11 protein-coding genes are annotated in these 17,140 nt (G+C 70.1%); all 11 read right to left on the bottom strand.

Annotated features, from left to right (window positions below; genetic code table 11):
* Positions 1 to 22: 22 nt before the first annotated feature.
* On the bottom strand, positions 23 to 982 hold the full coding sequence (locus EZ216_RS19340) for a tripartite tricarboxylate transporter substrate binding protein (RefSeq protein WP_135251436.1): 960 nt from the start codon (positions 980 to 982) through the stop codon (positions 23 to 25).
* Between the two features lie 110 nt (positions 983 to 1,092).
* Positions 1,093 to 1,626 carry a hypothetical protein gene (locus EZ216_RS19345; protein WP_135251437.1) on the bottom strand — a complete coding sequence of 178 codons (534 nt, stop codon included), beginning with the start codon at positions 1,624 to 1,626 and terminating at the stop codon, positions 1,093 to 1,095.
* Positions 1,627 to 1,693: 67 nt separating this feature from the next.
* The gene (locus EZ216_RS19350; protein ID WP_135251438.1) at positions 1,694 to 4,711 is read right to left on the bottom strand and encodes an ATP-binding protein; all 3,018 of its coding nucleotides are present in this window, start codon (positions 4,709 to 4,711) and stop codon (positions 1,694 to 1,696) included.
* 396 nt (positions 4,712 to 5,107) lie between these two features.
* Positions 5,108 to 5,830: a response regulator transcription factor gene (locus EZ216_RS19355; RefSeq protein ID WP_167772970.1), complete on the bottom strand. Its 723-nt coding sequence runs from the start codon at positions 5,828 to 5,830 to the stop codon at positions 5,108 to 5,110.
* Positions 5,831 to 6,024: 194 nt separating this feature from the next.
* Positions 6,025 to 7,272, bottom strand: coding sequence for an MFS transporter (locus EZ216_RS19360; RefSeq protein WP_167772971.1), 1,248 nt, complete (start codon positions 7,270 to 7,272; stop codon positions 6,025 to 6,027).
* A 181-nt stretch (positions 7,273 to 7,453) separates the two neighbouring features.
* Positions 7,454 to 8,341, bottom strand: a complete 888-nt coding sequence (locus EZ216_RS19365; RefSeq protein WP_135251441.1) for a serine/threonine-protein kinase — start codon at positions 8,339 to 8,341, stop codon at positions 7,454 to 7,456.
* Positions 8,341 to 9,252: a hypothetical protein gene (locus EZ216_RS19370; protein WP_135251442.1), complete on the bottom strand. Its 912-nt coding sequence runs from the start codon at positions 9,250 to 9,252 to the stop codon at positions 8,341 to 8,343. The genes EZ216_RS19365 and EZ216_RS19370 overlap by 1 nt, the downstream gene beginning before the upstream one ends.
* 101 nt (positions 9,253 to 9,353) lie before the next feature.
* The gene (locus EZ216_RS19375; protein ID WP_135251443.1) at positions 9,354 to 10,346 is read right to left on the bottom strand and encodes a Csu type fimbrial protein; all 993 of its coding nucleotides are present in this window, start codon (positions 10,344 to 10,346) and stop codon (positions 9,354 to 9,356) included.
* Positions 10,334 to 12,637, bottom strand: coding sequence for a fimbria/pilus outer membrane usher protein (locus EZ216_RS19380; protein WP_167772972.1), 2,304 nt, complete (start codon positions 12,635 to 12,637; stop codon positions 10,334 to 10,336). The genes EZ216_RS19375 and EZ216_RS19380 overlap by 13 nt, the downstream gene beginning before the upstream one ends.
* Before the next feature lie 13 nt (positions 12,638 to 12,650).
* Positions 12,651 to 13,415: a fimbrial biogenesis chaperone gene (locus tag EZ216_RS19385; protein WP_135251445.1), complete on the bottom strand. Its 765-nt coding sequence runs from the start codon at positions 13,413 to 13,415 to the stop codon at positions 12,651 to 12,653.
* A gap of 3 nt (positions 13,416 to 13,418) precedes the next feature.
* The gene (locus EZ216_RS19390; RefSeq protein WP_135251446.1) at positions 13,419 to 17,132 is read right to left on the bottom strand and encodes a PilC/PilY family type IV pilus protein; all 3,714 of its coding nucleotides are present in this window, start codon (positions 17,130 to 17,132) and stop codon (positions 13,419 to 13,421) included.
* Positions 17,133 to 17,140 lie beyond the last annotated feature (8 nt).

Raw genomic sequence — 17,140 nt, forward strand, 5'->3', positions numbered from 1 at the left:
AGACCGGTGACGGCGCCGGCCGTCAATCCGCCTGCATCTGCGCGGCCTTCGCCACCGCGCCCAGGCGGCTCTTCTCCGCCGCCAGGAACTTGCGGAAGTCCTCGCGGCTGCCGCCTTGCGGATCGATGCCTTGCGGAATCAGGCGCGCGCGCAGTTCGCTCGACTTCAGCGCCTTGTTCACGGCGGCGTTCATCTTGTCGAGGATCTCTTCCGGCGTGCCCTTGGGCGCGAACAGGCCCGACCAGTGGCCGATGACCACGTCCTTGAAGCCCTGTTCTTCGACCGTCGGCACGTCCTGCAGCGCGGCCACGCGGCGGCTCCAGGTGCTGGCGATGGGGCGCAGCTTGCCGCCCTTGATCTGCGGCAGCACCACGGGCGCGCCTTCGGACGTCGCGTCCACCTGCTTGCCGATCACGGCGACTACGCCTTCGCTGCCGCTCTTGTACGGGATGAACTCCAGCTTCGCGCCGGCCTTGTACTTCAGCATCGAGCCGACGAAGTGCGGCGTGCTGCCGGTGCCCGCGGTGGAGAACGTCAGGCCCTTGCCGTTCTTCGACGCCGCGATCAGGCCCTTCAGGTCCTTGATGGGCGAATCGGGCGGCACGACGATCACCGACGGGCTCACGGCCATGAACACGACGGGCACCAGGTCTTCCTCCTGGTAAGGCATCGTCTTCCTGATCATCGCGTTGGTGATCACGCCGGCGGCAGGCGCCAGGAACGTGTAGCCATCGGGTGCCGACTTCGCGACGATGTCCGCGCCCAGCACGGAGCCCGCGCCGGGCTTGTTGTCCACGATGATGGGCTGGCCCAGCTCGCGCGAAGCGGCTTCGGCCACGTAGCGCGCCACCAGGTCGTTGGCGCCGCCGGGACCGAACGGCACGACGAAGTGGATGGGCTTGGAAGGCCAACTCTGGGCGCTGGCGGCGCAGGCGGCGAACGCGGCGGCGGCGAGGACGGCGGTGCGCAGTGCGCGGATCATGGTCGGTCTCCTGTTTTGCACGACCGCGCATTTTCACCGCCCCCGGCGGGGCTGGCTGACGCAAGACTGTTCAGTCCTGCCCGCCGCGGCCGCCTGGAAAATCCCGCGCGTCAGCGGCCGAACGAACCGCCGGCCGGCGCGGGGAGCCCCATGCTGAAGGGACTCACCAGCCGCAGCGCCGACGCGCGGTCTTCGGCGCTGCGGGGAGTGCCCGCCGAATGGAAGCAGCGGAACGGGATGCCGAGCTGCCGCCAGTACTCCGCCGCGTCGCTGAAGTACTCCAGGATCTCGTCGCGCACTTCGGCATGCGTCTTCTCGACGGGAACGTTCTTCAGCAGGAACAGGTAGCCGCTCGCACGCGCGCGGTCGAACAGCTCGCCGGTCAGCTGGTCGAGCAGCACGCCCCGCCTGCGAACGTCCAGCGGCGGCAGGTTCAGCCATTCGGCCACCTGCCGCTCGGCGGCCGCCAGCGTGCACGGGAGCGAGGCCAGGTCGGCCTGGTAGACGCGAAGGCCCAGGCCCGACGCGCCGGCCAGGATGTCTTCGATGCGGTGAGCCTGCAGGGCCTTGACGCCGAACGGCTGGGTCCTTCCGAGCCGTAGCGCGGCTGCTTGTACGTGGTCGTCTTGCGGGATCTGGGACATGCGCCGAGCGTAGCGGCGCCTGCGCCGCGGGCAATCCTGCAAATGCCGCTCGCGGACGCCTTGCCGGTCAGGCCTGAGTCTGCCTCTTCATGGAAAGCACGCGGCCGCAGATGTCGTCCAGGGTCCACGCGGCGGCGCTCTCCAGCCCCTGCGCGACCTCTTCCGGCGTGAACCCGAAGCCGGCCAGTTCCTTGCGGATCACCACGTCGTCCGGCGGACGCAGCGCCTTGTGGCCGAGCGCAAAGCTGGCGAACAGCAGGCCGGACGCGCGGTCGCGCGGGACGGTCATCACCCCGATCAGCCAGATGCACCGGACCACGCCGGCGAGGTTGTTCGCCTGCAGGCACAGTGGCAGCGCCTGCAGGTAATACTCCAGCGCCCGCGCCATCTGCTCGCCGGTCTGGTAGCCGACGCCCACCGCCATCAGGCTGTCTCCCAGCTCGTGGTAGTAGCCCGCCGACCGGAAGGTCGCCAGGGCCGCCTCGGCGGCGACCACTTCCTTCTCGCCATCCCCGGCCAGGCAATACGCATAGCTCAGGCAGCGCAGCGCATAGGCGCGGTCATAGGCGGCTTCAGGCTGCCCGAAGAGGTCCAGCGCCTGCAGGAAGTACTGGATGGCCTGCGCAGGCACGCCCGAAGCACTGCAGATCACGCCGAGGAAAGTCAGCGCGCGGCCTTCCCATGGCTTGGCGCTTTGCGCGCGCGCCAGGACGAGGCTCTCCTCCGCCTCCGTGCGCGCCCGGGCGAACTGGCGCAGCGCATAGCGGCAGAGCGCCATGTCCTGCAGCGCCACCACCCGCAGCTCCGAGTGGCTCGGCCTCACGGCGGCCAGCGCGCGTTCCGCATGCCCCAGGGCCGCTTCATAGTCGCTGTTGAACCAGTCGAGGCGGCTGAGGCAGATCTCCAGCCAGACCTGGGCACGCCCGCGCGGTCCCTGCACCAGGGCGTCCAGCGCGATGCGGCGCGCGTCGTCCATCCGCCCCAGCTCCAGGTTGGTCATCGCATGCAGCGCCGCCAGCCCCGCGCCGATGGGGACGAAAGGGACGCGCCCCTGCGCATGCTCGCAGAGCGCCGCCGCCTCTTCGCGCCGCGATCCCATGTGCAGCAGGATCGACAGGTTGGGCAGCGCGTGCCCCATCAGGTCGATGCGCTGCGCGTCGACGGCGTACCGCCAGGCCTTCACCAGGTCTTCGGCCTGCGACACCATCTCGCGGCCTTCCTCCGGCAGGTCCCAGCTCGGTTTCAGCAGCGGCATGGAAGCCAGCCGGCCCAGCATGTATTCGCAATGCCGCTCCTGCGCCTGCGACAGGCCGTCCGCCGGCGCCGTCACGCGCACGAAATCCCGCAGCAGCGGATGCAGGCGGAAGCGGGCCCCGCCGATGCGCTGCAGCATCGACTTCTGCACCAGGCGCAGCAGCACGGCCGGTTCGGCCTTCGCCACTTCCCGCGCCTGCTCCAGGTGGATCGGGCCCTCGAAGACCGCCAGCCCGGCCAGCGCGTGTTCCTCCGGCGCGTCCAGCCGGCGCCAGGCCGTCGCCAGCACGGATGCCATGGTCCGCTCGTTGCGCCCGGCCCGGCCCGCCGCTTCGTCCAGGAACGACGGGTTGCCCTGCAGTTCCTCCAGCATGCTGCCCGGCCCCAGCAGCGGCAGCCAGCTGGCCGCCAGCTCGATGGCGAGGGGAAGGCCTTCGAGGAATTGCACGAGCCGGGCCACTTCGCGGTCCTGGCCGGCGTCGAGCCGGTAGCCCACCCGCTCGGCGTGCAGCGCGAGCAGGCGTGCCGCCGCGGACCGCGTGCCGTCGTAATCCAGCCCGACGACCGGGACCGAGTACTCTTCGGACAGCTGCAGAATCTCGCGCGAGGTCGCCACGATGCGCAGCCCCGGCGCGGCGAGCAGCAACCGGCTGAGGACGGCAGCGTGGGGCGCGAGCTGCTCCACGTTGTCGAGGAACAGCACGATGCGGCGCTCCGACAGCCAGAGCGCCAGCTGCTCCTCCATCGACTTCTCGCGCTCCGGCAGGCCGGCCTGCAGGGCAATGGTGTTCAGCATCGCCTGCAGGCTGTCCGCCGACACGAGGTCGACCCAGATGCAGGCCGCATCGCCGGCCTTGGACAGCCAACCGAACAGCGACCGGGCCAGCACGCTCTTGCCCACGCCGCCGAAGCCGCTGATGGTGATGAGCCGCACGTCCGGGCGCTGCGTGAGGTGCACCAGCTTCTGGAAGTCCGCGGCACGGCCGAGAGGGATTTCCTTGTGGGATGCGTGCAAAGGCTCCTCCAGCGGCACGGGCGCCGAAACGGGCTCGGCCGCGGGCGCATGCACCGCGGCGTGCGACTGCTGGTCGACACGGTCCCTGAGTTCTTCGTAGAGCTTGACGGTGGAAGGCAGCGGCTTCACGCCCAGTTCGGCCGCCAGCCGCTTCTGCAGCGCCTGGAACGCGCCGGCGGCCAGGTGCCGCTCCAGCGAATTGCGCGCCTGGCTGAGGACGAACTGCACCGCGTCCTCGTCCATCGGGTCGTCCTCCACCAGCCGCTGCATCAGGTCGACGCTGCTGCCGCCCGCGGCCTGCCGCTGCAGGATCAGCGCCAGCATCGACCGCCGCAGCTCGCCGCGCAGCTTGGCGCGTTCCTGCTCGACCCAGTCGTCCAGGAAGGGCGTGCCGCCCACGCCCAGGCGATCCAGCAGCGGAAGTTCCTGCAGCGAGATCGCCCGCTCCCAGTCGGACCGCGCGACCGCCGTGCGGAACGCCTGGACGTCGCTGCCGCCGGCCCACCGCAGCCGCCCTTCCTCGATGCGCAGCGCGGTCATGTCGGGGATCGCCTGGCGGATCTTGTGGATGATGCCCCGCAGGTAGGTCCGCGCGGTGGTGGCGTCCACCTCGGGCCGCAGCAGCACCGCCAGCTGCTCGCGGGGGTGCCAGCCTTCCTCGCATGCCAGGTACGCGAGCAGCGCCATGCTCCTGCCCCACTCGATCGCGACCGTAGCGCCCGATGCCAGAACCAGCACCGGTGCCCCGAACAACCGCAGCGAGTCCGTCTTCTGGGGCGGCTCGTCCCGCGCCGCCGCATCCAATGACGCGTCCATCAAATTGTCGATCACCGAAAGTACTGCGGATTGGCGGCCGCGGCTGCAGCCGCTTGTTGATGTTGGGGCGGAGCAGCCATCGTACACGGCAGCACGCGCCGGTCGCTCCAACAAGGAGCGGCCAGCTTAAGGCCAGGCCCGCGCCCGCAGGGCCTCAGTCGTGCCGATGCAGGAGACCCGCGAGCCGCCGCTGCGGCAATTGCAGGAGCGCGGCCTCGATGAGGTGCGCGGGCCACTACGATCCGGCCTTCCATCGAGCGCACACACCACTGCCCAATGTCTTCCCCGATCGCAGCGGCCACCCCAGGCCGGGCCGTCCCTGTCGCGAGCGTGGGCCGGCGAGCGCGGCAGGGTCTCGCGCGGCGGCGCGAACGCGGCAGCCGCGAAGTGGGCCGCCTAGAAGGCGCCCCGGGACAGGGTGCCTTCGCCGAAGGCCCGCGCGCCGAACTGCGCCACTTCCACCGAATTGCGCAGGCCCAGCTTGCTCATGAGACGCTGGCGGTGCGTGCGAACCGTGGTCAGGCTGATGTTCAGCGCGCGCGCGATGCGCTTGTTGCACAGGCCTTGCGTGATCAGCTGGATCACTTCGCGTTCGCGGGGCGTGATGCGGATGCCGTCCACGACCGGCCCGGCGCTCGCCGGCGCCAGGGGCGCGAAATCCGAAGCCGTTTCCCCCCCCTCGTCGTCCGTCCGCACTTCGTCGCGCAACAGCGCCTGCAGCGCGCCGAGCAGTTCCATCGCGTCGTCGGAAGCCGAAACCCCGGCGAACCCGCGCAGGACCGAGAACATGCCCGTGCCCGGGATGGTGCAAGGCGGGTACAGCAGCAGCAGGCGGGCCGGCGGCGGCTGGTCGCCGAAAGCCTGCGCCAGCGCGTTCACGCCTTCGGTGCCGGTACTCACATCGGCGATGACCACGTCGGGCCGGTGGAAGGCGATGGCGTCGCTGATCTCGCGCATCGGCCGCGCATCGTCCACCAGCACGTGCGAGGTCGCGGCATTGAACATCAGCTTGAGGCCGTGCCGGATGATGCTGTGGTCGCTGGCGACCAGGATCTTGCAACGCTGCACCGGCGCGCGGCGCGCATCACGGGGAGTGGCCAGGGGGTTTAACTGCTCCATCTCTTGATCGCTTGTAAGTAGATGAATCCAGTTTAGGAAGCGGTCGTTCGCCGGCCGTTCGATCACCGTTTCGCAAGCGTTTACCACCGACATGGACGCGTTTTGCGTGAAAAAATTGGAAACACCGGGCGCTTGAGCGCCTTGCAAAGTGACGCCGGTCACTTGACGGGGCCCGGGGCGCCCAACGCCGCGGGTCAGTCCGCGGGGTCCTGCTCCACCCGGTACCTGCTCTCCGGCAGCAAGGCTGCGCCGGCCGCGGCCAGCAGGCTGGTGAGGGCGACGTACCAGGCCGGTGCGGTCTGCACGCCCGTCACGCCGATCAGCCACGTGACGATGAACTGGGCCGAGCCGCCGAACACGGCGACGCCCGCCGCGTAGGCCAGCGCCAGCCCCTGCGACCGCAACGGGCCGGGCAGCAGTTCCATGATCAACGTGAAGGCCGCACCGCCGCTCATGGCGCCGAGCGCGGCGATGAGCGCTGCGACCGCGAACAGCGCCGGCGCGCTGGGATAGGCCACCAGCATGGAAAAGGCCGGCACCGCCACCAGGGCGAGCAGCACGCGCGGCAGCACCACGGCCGGCTTGCGCCCGAAGCGGTCGGCCAGCCAGCCGCCGGCCAGCGCCGGCAGGAAAGTGGCGACGCCGACCACCAGCGTGGTCGCGAACGACACCTTGGCCGAAAGCCCGAGCGTGGCGATCGCGTACGTCGTCATGTACTGGCTGACGTAGTTGGAGATGGTGGCGCCCGCGATGAAGAAGAAGGCCACGGTGAGCAGCAGCTTGTGCTGGCGCAGCCGCGGCGCCCGGCCGGCCGGCCGCGGCGCGGCGGTTTCGGGCATCTTGCGCCGCAGGTGCAGCGCGATCGGGAACAGCAGCATCCCGACGAAGAAAGGGATCCGCCAACCCCATTCACGCACGGCCGCTTCGGGCAGCGCCAGCACCACCGCCATGCTGCACAGGCCGGCCAGCAGCACCGCCAGCCCCTGCCCCGCGTAAGCCCAGCTGCTGTACAGGGCGCGGCGGCCCGGCGGCGCGATCTCCAGCAGGAACGCGCTGGAAGGGCCGATCTCGCCCCCCAGGGCGAAGCCTTGCAGCAGCCGCCAGACGAGCATCAGCACCGGCGCCGCCATGCCGATGGAGGCGTACGTGGGCGTGAGCGCCAGGCCCAGCGTGCCGGCCGTGACCAGCAGCATCGTGAGCACCAGCGCCGGGCGCCGCCCGTTCCGGTCGGCATACCTTCCGATGACGAAGGCGCCGATGGGCCGCGTCACGAAACCGGCGCCGAACACCGCCAGCGTGAGCAGCAGGCTGGTGCGGGCATCCGCGGCCGGGAAGAAGGCCGGGCCGATGTACGTCGCGAAGAAGGAGAAAAGCAGGAAGTCGTAGACCTCGATCGCCGCGCCGGCCACGCTGGCCGCGACGACGGCGCGCTGGCCAGGCATCGGCGGGGCGGAGGGTTGTGGGTGGGGCATCGGGAACAGATTGGGCCTGCGTTCCGCAGGAGTCGCGCCGGTGGATTCGCGGCGGCGCGATGGCATCGCCGGTGGCGTTGGCCCGCCGAAGATGCGCACGGAATGTACCGTGATCCGGCGCCGCCGCCGATCCTGCGTGTGCAGGCGCTCGCTACACGGCCGCGCGGGGGGCCGCGGCCCATTCCGCCGGCGGCAGCGTCAGGTCCTCATCGTCCGCGACGGCCAGCCGCAGGTCCGCCGCGAAAAGCTCCGCGGTCGCATAGCGCTCGTCGCGGTCTTTCGCCAGCGCGCGCGCCACCACCCGGTCCAGCCGGCCCGGAAGGTCGGGACGCAGGAGGCAAAGGGACTGCGGTTCGTGCGTGAGGATCGAATGCATCATCGCGAACTCGTTGTCGCCCGAGAAGGGCCGCAGGCCGGCGAGCATTTCGTACAGCACGATGCCCGCGGCGAAGATGTCGGCCCGCCCATCCAGCCGCAGGCCTTTCAGCTGCTCCGGCGCCATGTACCGCGCCGTGCCCAGCAGCACGCCATGCTTCGTGAACGTCGCCTCGCCCGATCCCTGCAGCCGGGCGACGCCGAAGTCGGTGAGCTTCACGCCGCCTTCCGCAGGCAGGAGCATGTTGGCCGGCTTCACGTCGCGGTGGATCACGCCGCGCGAATGCGCGTACCCCAGGGCCGCCAGCAGGCCCTGCATGATCTGCGCGGCCTGCGCCAGGCCCAGGCGGCGGCGGACGGCGAGGTGCCGCTGGAGATCGTCGCCATCGACGTACTCCAGGACCAGGAACGCCGCCGAGTCTTCGCGGCCGGTGTCGTACAGCGTCACGATGTTCGGGTGCTGCAGTCGCGCGGCCGAGCGCGCTTCCACGCGCAGGCGCGCCTCGAACTCGCGCGCCTCGGCGTCGGACAGCCGGTCCATCCGCACGGTCTTGATCGCCACCGGCCGGTCGAGGTTCGGGTCCCAGGCCTCGTAGACCTGGCCCATCGCGCCCTTGCCGACGAGACGCCGCAACTCGTAGCGGCCCAGCAGGCGTGCGGCCATCAGATGGTGAGCCTGGGGATGGCCACCGCCGGCGACGACGCGGGCTCCTGCGCGGGCACGCAGGAACGGAATCCGGCGCCGGGCCGCGAGACCACGAAGACGTCCTCGCGGCGCAGCTCGGCACGCACCGGCACCGCGGCCTCGGGGCGCATCTCCACCCAGGTCCGCTCGCCGATGCCGTGCCAAAGCACGCTGTCGACGAAGACCGAAGCGCCTTCCCCATCGCCGGAGCACTCGGCCAGCGCGACGCCCGCCGCGGCGGCCGCGGCCTCGAGCACCTCGCGGCTGTCCTGCGCGACCCGGATGACCACGTTCTCCGACCGCAGCGAGATGCGCCGCATCACCGCTTCGGCCTCGCACTTGAACGACGGCCAGAACAGCAGCGGCGGAAGCACCGCGGTGACGATCGCGCAGATCGCCAGCACCTCCGGCGCGCGCTCCAGCTGCCGCCGCGCCGACCAGGCCGACCGCGTCAGGTGCAGCAGCGCGCCGGTGAGCAGCCCGGCGCCGGCCAGCCTCGCGTTGCCGAAAGCCTGCGCGGCCACGGCCAGCAGGACGGCGCACGCCAGCAACAGCACGGCATCGAAGACCGCCGGCGTTCGTTGCGCGACCGGCGGCTCCGGCGCGTCGCGGAGATTCCGCGCGCCGAACGCCGGCAGGCGCAGCAGCAGCCCGATGGAGTGGACGACCGCGCCGTAGCCGGCCAGGCAGACAGCCAGGTGAACGGTGCCGAACGCCAGCGTCACGCCCAGCAGCAGCAGGAGGTCGCCAGCCGTCAGTCCGGAAGGGAAGAAACCGATGGCCAGCGTGCAGTAGCCGGCGGTGAGGACGCCGCCGCATGCGAAGGTGGCGGCGAAGGCGCGCAGCAGGCCGGCGCCGGCCGGCGGGCGGTGGTACTCACCGGAGGTCATGGGGGTTGGTCGGTCGCGCGGGGAAAGATCGCGATGGCGACCCGCGCTCATGCTAGGGCCGCCCCGGCGGCCGCGCACTCATGCAAGGGCATGAGCGGCGCTCAATACGTCAGCGTGACGGTGATGAGGTCGGAGTAGCTGCCCGGCACGGACGACTGCGCGGGCACCAGGCCGTAGACCCGCAGCACGGTCGGCGACTTCTCCCCCGCGCCGGTGCCGTTCACCATGTCCGCGGCCACGCTGCCCCATTTCTGGCCGTGGCCCGAATCCTTGTACAGCTCGTAGCTGACGTACTTCCCCGCGGCGCTCTTCATGCGGCGGTTGCCGAGGATGGCGTTGCCGCCAGCGCTGAGCGCCAGGGTCCAGGGTGTGCCGGCCGGACAACGCACGGTGATGGTGGAGGCACCCGGCGTGTCCGACGCGAGCGACGCCACCACGCCGAAATCGAGATCGGTGGCATCGGTGATCCGGCACGCGGTGTTGATGTCGCCGTAGGAGCCCCAGAAGAACTGCTCGGTGCTGCTCTTGATGCCACCGGTGCAGGTGTCCGGGAACTTGGTGTCGTCGAAGGCCCAGACGACCTGGGCATCGAACACGAGGTGCTGCACGGTCCACGTGCCGCTCAGGTCCGGCCAGCTCTGGCCCGAGGGCACCCGGCCGTAGATGGGGATGTTCACCGCGGACAGCGCGTAGCCGCCCGCCACCGGAAGCGTCCCCGTGTACACCGGGAACCCGCCGCCCGAAGGAGGCGGTCCGATCAGCTTGGTTCGCGCGGGATCCGAGTACAGGTCGAAGGCGATGGAAGCGAACCAGTTCTCCATCCGCCTGGGGGCGATGCCCGCCGGCGACCCCAGGCCGATGTAGACGCAGTAGCGCACGTAGCCCGGATTGAAACCGGACTGGCAGGTGAGGTTGACCGTGCCCTGGCTGTCCGATGCGCGGTCGGGCGAGAGGACACCGAACGACACGTTGGTGGCGCCGTTGCTGATGCACTGCTGCGCGAACGCCTGCGGTGCCAGAAGCAGGCCGGCCAACAGCAGCACCAGCCGCAGCGCCGCGGCCAGCGCGCCGCGCGTGTTCTTCATGGGGTACATGTCAGCTCCAGTGCCTGCGCGGGGAATTCGGCGGGAAGGGATGCGCGGCACTCGCCTTCGGGTGGCTGCGCGCGCAGCGATGCGGCCGGCGGCGGATCCTCGAGGTACACGAGCCCGTCGTAGCCGACCACCGACTCCTGCGGCGGCGCGCCGGCGCCGCCGGGCACCAGCACGGGCGTGCCGGCGGGAAGCACCTCGCCTTTCGCGTCGCGCAGCACGGCCTGCACCGCGCGGACCTTGCGGATGTCGAAGCGCGCCAGCGCCCCGCCCTTGCTCACCGGCACCACGTCCAGGCTCTCGGCGGCAGTCCTCATGTCGGCGGGCAGCGTGAGCGTGTCCACCGCGACGCGGTTCTTCTGGTTGGCGCCCAGCTGCGTGGCCAGCAGGTAGCCGCGGTAGTCGGTGGTGCCGATGCGGCGGTTTTCCAGCAGCACCGGGACGCCCGGCACGCCCGAAGTGGAGATCAGCGCGAACGAATCGTCGATGCGCCGCGACAGGTAAGTGCCGCCGCCCGCCATCACCACGGCGCCCGAAGCGCTGGCGAAGGCGGAGGTCCCGCCACCTGGCGCCGCTTCCACGCCGGCAGCCCACTCGCCCTGCGTGTGCGTGCGCGCCACCTGCGCCAGGCCGCCGCCCTGCCCGTTCGTCTCGCCCGCGCGCACGCGCCAGCCCCACCCGTTGTCCGGCGCGCCCCTGGCGACGGTGACGTTGGCGGACTGGCTGCCGCCGCGCCGGGTGGCGCTGATGTCGGCCAGCTGGTTGCCCGACAGGGGCAGCGTCAGCGAGGCGTAGGTCGCCACCGCGCGCCGCGCGGACAGCTCCTTGGTGACCGACACGGAGAGCGTGGCCCTGGCCCCCACTTCGGTGGACCAGTTCAGCGTTGCCGCGCGGGTGGCTTCCGAGTCCTGGATCCGCTGCGACGCGAACGCGATGCCGAACTGTCCCCAGCCCGTCCCGATGGAGCCGAACACGGAATCCGACGCCAGCAGCCTCTGCTGGGCGGGAAGGCCCGCCAGGTCCTGGAACGAAGCGGAACGGCGCACCGACTGCGCCGCCAGGCTGAAGCGTCCCGCCGACCACTGGTAGCCGGCGGACTGCTGCCAACCCGTGCCGGCGCCGCTGCTGCTGGACGACAGCGAGACACTGAGCAAGCCCGCCTGCTCGGCGATGCGCACCACCGCGCCCGCGCCGTAAGAAGCCACGCCCGCGCCCGCTTCGCCGTGCTGCTCCACGGTCAGGCGGTCGCTGACGCCGTAGCGCGCGCTGGCCGATGCCACGGGCTGGCTGTCGTAGCCGGTTTGCGCGGTACCGTACGAGCGGCGCTGGAAGCCCGCTTCGAACGACCAGTCCCACAGGCCTTCCTGCAGCAGGCCGTAGCCGCCGTAGACGTCCACGTCGATCGTGCGTTTCTGGCCGAGGATGTCCGTCACCACGAGCCGCGCGACGCCGGCGCCGTTCACGACCGGCGCGGTTTCCAGCTGGAAGGGGCCCGGCGGCACGTCCTGCACGGTGCGCCGCACGCCGTTGAGGTACAGCTCCACCGTCGACGGCAGCGCGGCTTCGCCGTACAGCACCGACAGGGGCGCGGTGCTGCGGTAAGGCTGCAGCGCGAAGTTGCGGGACACCCGGACTCCCCCCAGGCGCACCGGCCGCGACCATGACACCGCGCTGGAGTACGTGTCGCCTGCCGTGATGGACACCATCGATTCCGGCAGGTCGGTACGCCAGTACGTGTCCAGGCGCGTCGTGCGGGCGGCGATGCCCTCCCCCGCCTGCGTCAGCAGGCTGTTGCTGAAGTAGCCGCTGCCGACGCCCAGCACGCGGGTCTCGGTCCACAGGCTGCCGGCCGCCGGGCCGTGGCTGATCGTCTGCACATACGCGTCGTAGTTCAGGAGAACGCCGTGCAGGCCCGGCGAAACCTCGGGCCGGTCGCCGCCGGTCGAGGGATCGGTCAATCTCGTGGGGGCGCGGTCCAGCTCGCTCACGGGCACGGTGACGTCGACGGCCTGGTTTTCCCAGTTGCAGCGCAACGAGATGCCCGGGATGGCCTCCAGCGCGACCGGGCCTTCGCGCGCGTCCCGCCACCGAAGGCCAAGGTCCGACAGGACGGCGCGGTCCACCAGCAGCCCGGTCTGGGTGCGGGTGGCCTGCACGAGCCGCGCGGCCGCGACGCCGTTGACCGTGAACCCGAGGTAGAGCGGCGCGGACCCGGCCGGCTGCTCCGCCGCCGTACCGCCGCCGCAGGAGTCCGTGTTCGCCTTCGCACCGGACCAGGCCACTGCGAGTCCCATGGCGACGACCAGGCTAGGGAGCGAGCGGCTCGAGAGGCAGCGGCTGCTCTTGCGCATCCGAGTCGAGGCGCGCGCTCAGCCGCCCTGAGACCAGCTGTGGCAGCCGGGCGGAGATCTCCCATCGCATTGTGCGGCCTGCAAGGACGTACCCCAGCAGCCCGTCCACCAGCGTCACGCGAGTGCCGCCGTTGTCCAGCACGAGGTGGCTCAGGCGCACGCGCCGTTGCCCCGCGTTCGACAGCGTGAGCCAGGTCTTGCCATCCTCCTGCGTGACGCGGCCCGACAGCGCGCGCTGTGGCTTCGCCGGCGGCACGGGATCATCGACGGTGGACACGAAGACAGGGACCGAATACCGCAGCAGGAAGGCGAGGCCCGGACGGCTTCCGCCCGGCGCCAGCGCCGGCAATTCGTCGATCACCACGCGGAAGCTCTTTTCGGCGGTCACCGCGGCGGCCTGCGGGCGCACCAGCCGCACCAGCTGCCGGCTGCCCGCGGCGATGACGACCGCCGGCGGGCTGGCGACCAGTTCACCGGAAGGCTCCAGCTTCTCCGTGCCGCCATCCTGGCTCCACGCGTAGACGCGCAGCTGCGCGCGCACGGGCTGGCTGCCCGTGTTGCTCAGCCACAGGGCCTGCGCCTGCTCCGCCTGCTTGAACTCCAGCGAGATGGGCGAGACCTGCAGGTCGGCGGCTCGCAAGGCAGGCGCGGCCAGCGCGAGGCAGGCGGCAAGGGCCAGAGCCCATGCGCTGCCCGCGCGCGGCTTCGTTCGACCGCTCATCGCTTACTTCACGATCTGGCGCCACGAGTCGCGCTTGAGGCCGCTGGGCGCCTTGCCGGACGGCGCCGGCTTCTTCTTGAACCCGCCGCCCGACATCGTGCTGACGATGTCGATCTCGCCAGGCGTGGTGCCGTCATCCGGCGACTGGAGCCGCAACGCCGTCATGCCCATCGTCATTTCGTTGCCGTTGGAGAAACCGGCAAGGCCCTCCGACGATCCGCTCGCGATGTCGAATCCATAGATGAACGAGGTCCCGCCGGCCACGCACGCGTCCTTGCTCGGGATGTTGGTGGCCACGTAGATGGTGGTGAGCACGATCATCGGGTTGATGAACACGCGCTCGCCCGAGGTGATGAAGTCGATGCGCCAGCCGTCCGACTTGGTCCAGTCCACGGGTTTCTTGCTGACCAGCTTGATGTCGGCGTTGGTCGCCGTGTCCTTCGCGTCCTTGAGTGTTTGCTCGACGAAGCGCGAGCTCTTGCGCACTTCGCCATAGGAAGTGTTGGCCATCGGGTCGCGAATCGCGTAGAGCGACTGCACGGCCGTCGTGCTGAGGTCGCCCGCGCCTAGGTACTGGCCCGTGCCGAAGTAGACGACCGGGTAGAGGGCGCCCGCCGAGCGGACTTCCGCCAGCACCGGCTTGGTGGTGATCGGCTGCGGCGCGCCGTCGGGCGACGTGAGCACGGCCATGCGCAGGGCCGCATTCTTGGGCTCCACCAGGCCGTCGGTGTCGAAGCGCCAGACGTTGCCGTTCAGGTCACCGCCATAGAAGCGCATCGTGTGGTTGTCGTACTCCGTGTCCACCCAGGCGCTCAGGCGAGCCAGGCCGCTCGGCGTCGTCGTGTTGCCGGCGGGAACGCCGGTGTCCGTGTAGGTCTGGATGTCCTGCAGCAGCGTGCCGTCGTTGGCGTCGACGATGAACAGGTGGCCGTTCCCATCGCCGGGACTGACGTTGTTGTAGCCGGAGCTGAACGCGACGACCCAGCGGCCGTCGGCCTGCTTGGTGATGATGGGGTTGCCGAAGCTCAGGCCCAGGTTGGGGTTGGTGAATTCCCAGAGCAGTTGCGGCTGGTCCGGTTTGGTGACGTCCAGCGCGTAGTAGCTGCGGCCGCCGCCGTTCAGGCCGCCCACGACGATGGTCTTCCACGCACCGCCGACGTAGATGTCGCCCATCTGCGGCGAGCCGTCGACGAAGTACTTGTGGTTGGCGCTGTAGCCGTTGTCGGCCAGCATGTAGAGTCGGCCGAGCGCGTCGGTGGGAATGAAGGCCCACAGCTCCGACCCATCGCCCCGATCGAAGGCATGCAGCATGCCGTCGTTGGCGGCGGCCAGCACGACCGCCTTGCGCGGTTTCCCTGCGAACGTCTTGTACGCGTCGTCGGGGTACCTGAAAGGCGGCTGGCCGATGAACAGCGGCGAGGCGTTGACGATGTCCCCCAGGATGTTCTTTCGGGTGCGGTAGTACGGCTTGGTCTTGTCGCCCCGGAGGTACGCGATGAGGTTGGCGGGGTCGTTCGCCAGCGACTGGTCCGACGGATTCATGCCCAGGCACTGCTCCGGCGACGAAGCGCCGCTCGCGGCCTTCTTGTCGCCGCCGGCGCAGAACCCGGAGAAGTTGCCCAGCAGGCCGTCGCTGTTGAGTTGCCCCTGCTGGAACGGCTTGAGTCCCTTCGACTTCGGCGAGGCGTAGAAGATGTTGCGCGAGGAAGGCGCCAGGGTGTCCAGCTGCGCCTTCGCCGACCAGGCGGGTGTCGCGGGGATGTCGCCGGTCTTGGGGTCGATCTTGTAGTCGAGGACATCGCCGGTCCAGTCGCCTGAGGTGAACTGGGCCAGGAAGATGTCGTTGTTGCCCGCCACGGGCTCCAGCGAACTGGTGGCCGCGCTCGCGCCCGCGCCGGTAGACGGGGGCTTCACGGCGTTCAACGCGGTGCGAAGGCTGGTCACCAGCGCGGCCGGATCGCCGGCGCTGAAGTACTTGCCGCGGCCGTTGACGGCCGCGTGCCAGAGGTCGTCGACCTGCTCGGGCCGGTTGTCGCTGGTGATGGCCGGCCAATCCTTCGACGGAGGAATCGCAGGCGTCGCGGCAGGATCGCCCAGAATCGCGCCGAAGTCGCCCGCGCCAGTCTCGTAGTCGGGCTTGTACTTCAGCCGGCCGTTCACGCCGAGGCCGAGCGTGAAGGTGGTCATGTGCTGGGTGACGATCTTGTCGCCGTAGGCACCTCCCCACAGCTTGGAATCCGCGTCCGACTGGGGCACGTTGTTCTTGCAGACGTCCACGCCCGCGATGGCGCCCTTGCAGTTGCCCCGCGACTCGTCGCGCAGGTCGGTCTTGTAGTAGTACGCCGCGACGTCCGCCAGCGTGTCGGCGCTCTTGCTGGCGTCCGCCATGGGTCGCGGGAACTTGTCCGGATCGCTGCCGTCCTGGTCACCGACATTCTTGCCGTCCAGGTCATAGGGACCGTACTTGGGTGTGCCCCACTGGTTCTCGCCGCCGTACGTCCAGTAGCCGTCGGTGGACAGGATGGCGTAATTGCGCTGGCAGGAGTACTGGATCGGGTCGCTGGTCTGCTGGTACGCCTTGTTGGCGTAGTACTGCCCGGCCTTGGACAGCGCGCCGCGCAGCGGCGTGTCGCCCATGGGCACCGCGGCGTTGAAGGCGTTGAAAAATTTCTTCTTCTGGTTGGTGTCGAAGTCGCGGATGTCGACGAAGTTCTTGCCCTCCACCGCGCGGTCGCTGCTGATGGTGCTGTAGCCGACGCGGTAGCTGTCGTTGATGGAGACGAACGCCTGGCTCAGCGCCGACTTCATCATCGACATGCGGTTGCGGTAGTACTGGTACCAGTTGGCGTAGTTCTGCGCCTCGCCGGCGCCGACCTGCACCGTCTGGAACACCGACTTGCCCGGCTCCGTGCCGAGGTAGGCGGAGCACTGGTATGCGAACGAGTTCGGCCAGTCGCCGTACTGCAGGTTGCCCCAGGCGTCGTAGGTGAAGGACAGCGGCTCGTAGTAGTTGCTGTCCGTCGGCTTCGCGATATAGACGTTGTAGGTGTCGTACGCGGGCTCGCCCAGCGCGACGACGGCGGGGTTCAGCGAACCGGTGCCCACGATGGTCGCCTCGGCGAGCTTGATCGTCAGCTTGCCGCTATTGGCATCCCACGAAAACACGTCGCCCGCGATGAAACGGCTGGCATCGCCCGTCTGGTACACCGTCACGCGCGTGCCGTCGGGGAACCACCCGGAGCTGCCCGCCGCTCCCCCCGCGCCGGTCACCGTGACGTCCATCGTTCCCGGCCCCGGTCCAGGCGAGGACGTGGGGATCGCCCCCACCGGCGCGATGGCGCGCGGCGTGGTGGTCTGCGTGATCGGGTTGGGCACGAAGACGCTCGTGGAAGCCGGCGAAGCCTGGGTGCCGTCGGCATTGTACGGGGGGATGTAAGTGATCTTGGGGTTATAGGCGACCCCGTTGCACTGGGAAGCGCGCCGGCCGTAGCGGCGGTGGCCGAAGTAGACCGAAACCTCGGGCATCCATTCCCATGCCATGCTGTACGAGTCGTCCAGGATGAACATCAGGTTGGGCTTGGCGCCGGCGGCGCCCGCGAACAGCGGTTCGTTCGCGAGGCTCACGGCCAAGGCCGGCGATTGCGCACCGGCCGACAGCATCAAGCCACAGGCCAGCGCGGCGCCGCGGCGGACATACGCGTTCTTCAGCTGCGTCATTCGCGTTT

The sequence above is a fragment of the Ramlibacter humi genome, from assembly GCF_004681975.1.
In the GTDB taxonomy this organism is placed as follows: domain Bacteria; phylum Pseudomonadota; class Gammaproteobacteria; order Burkholderiales; family Burkholderiaceae_C; genus Ramlibacter; species Ramlibacter humi.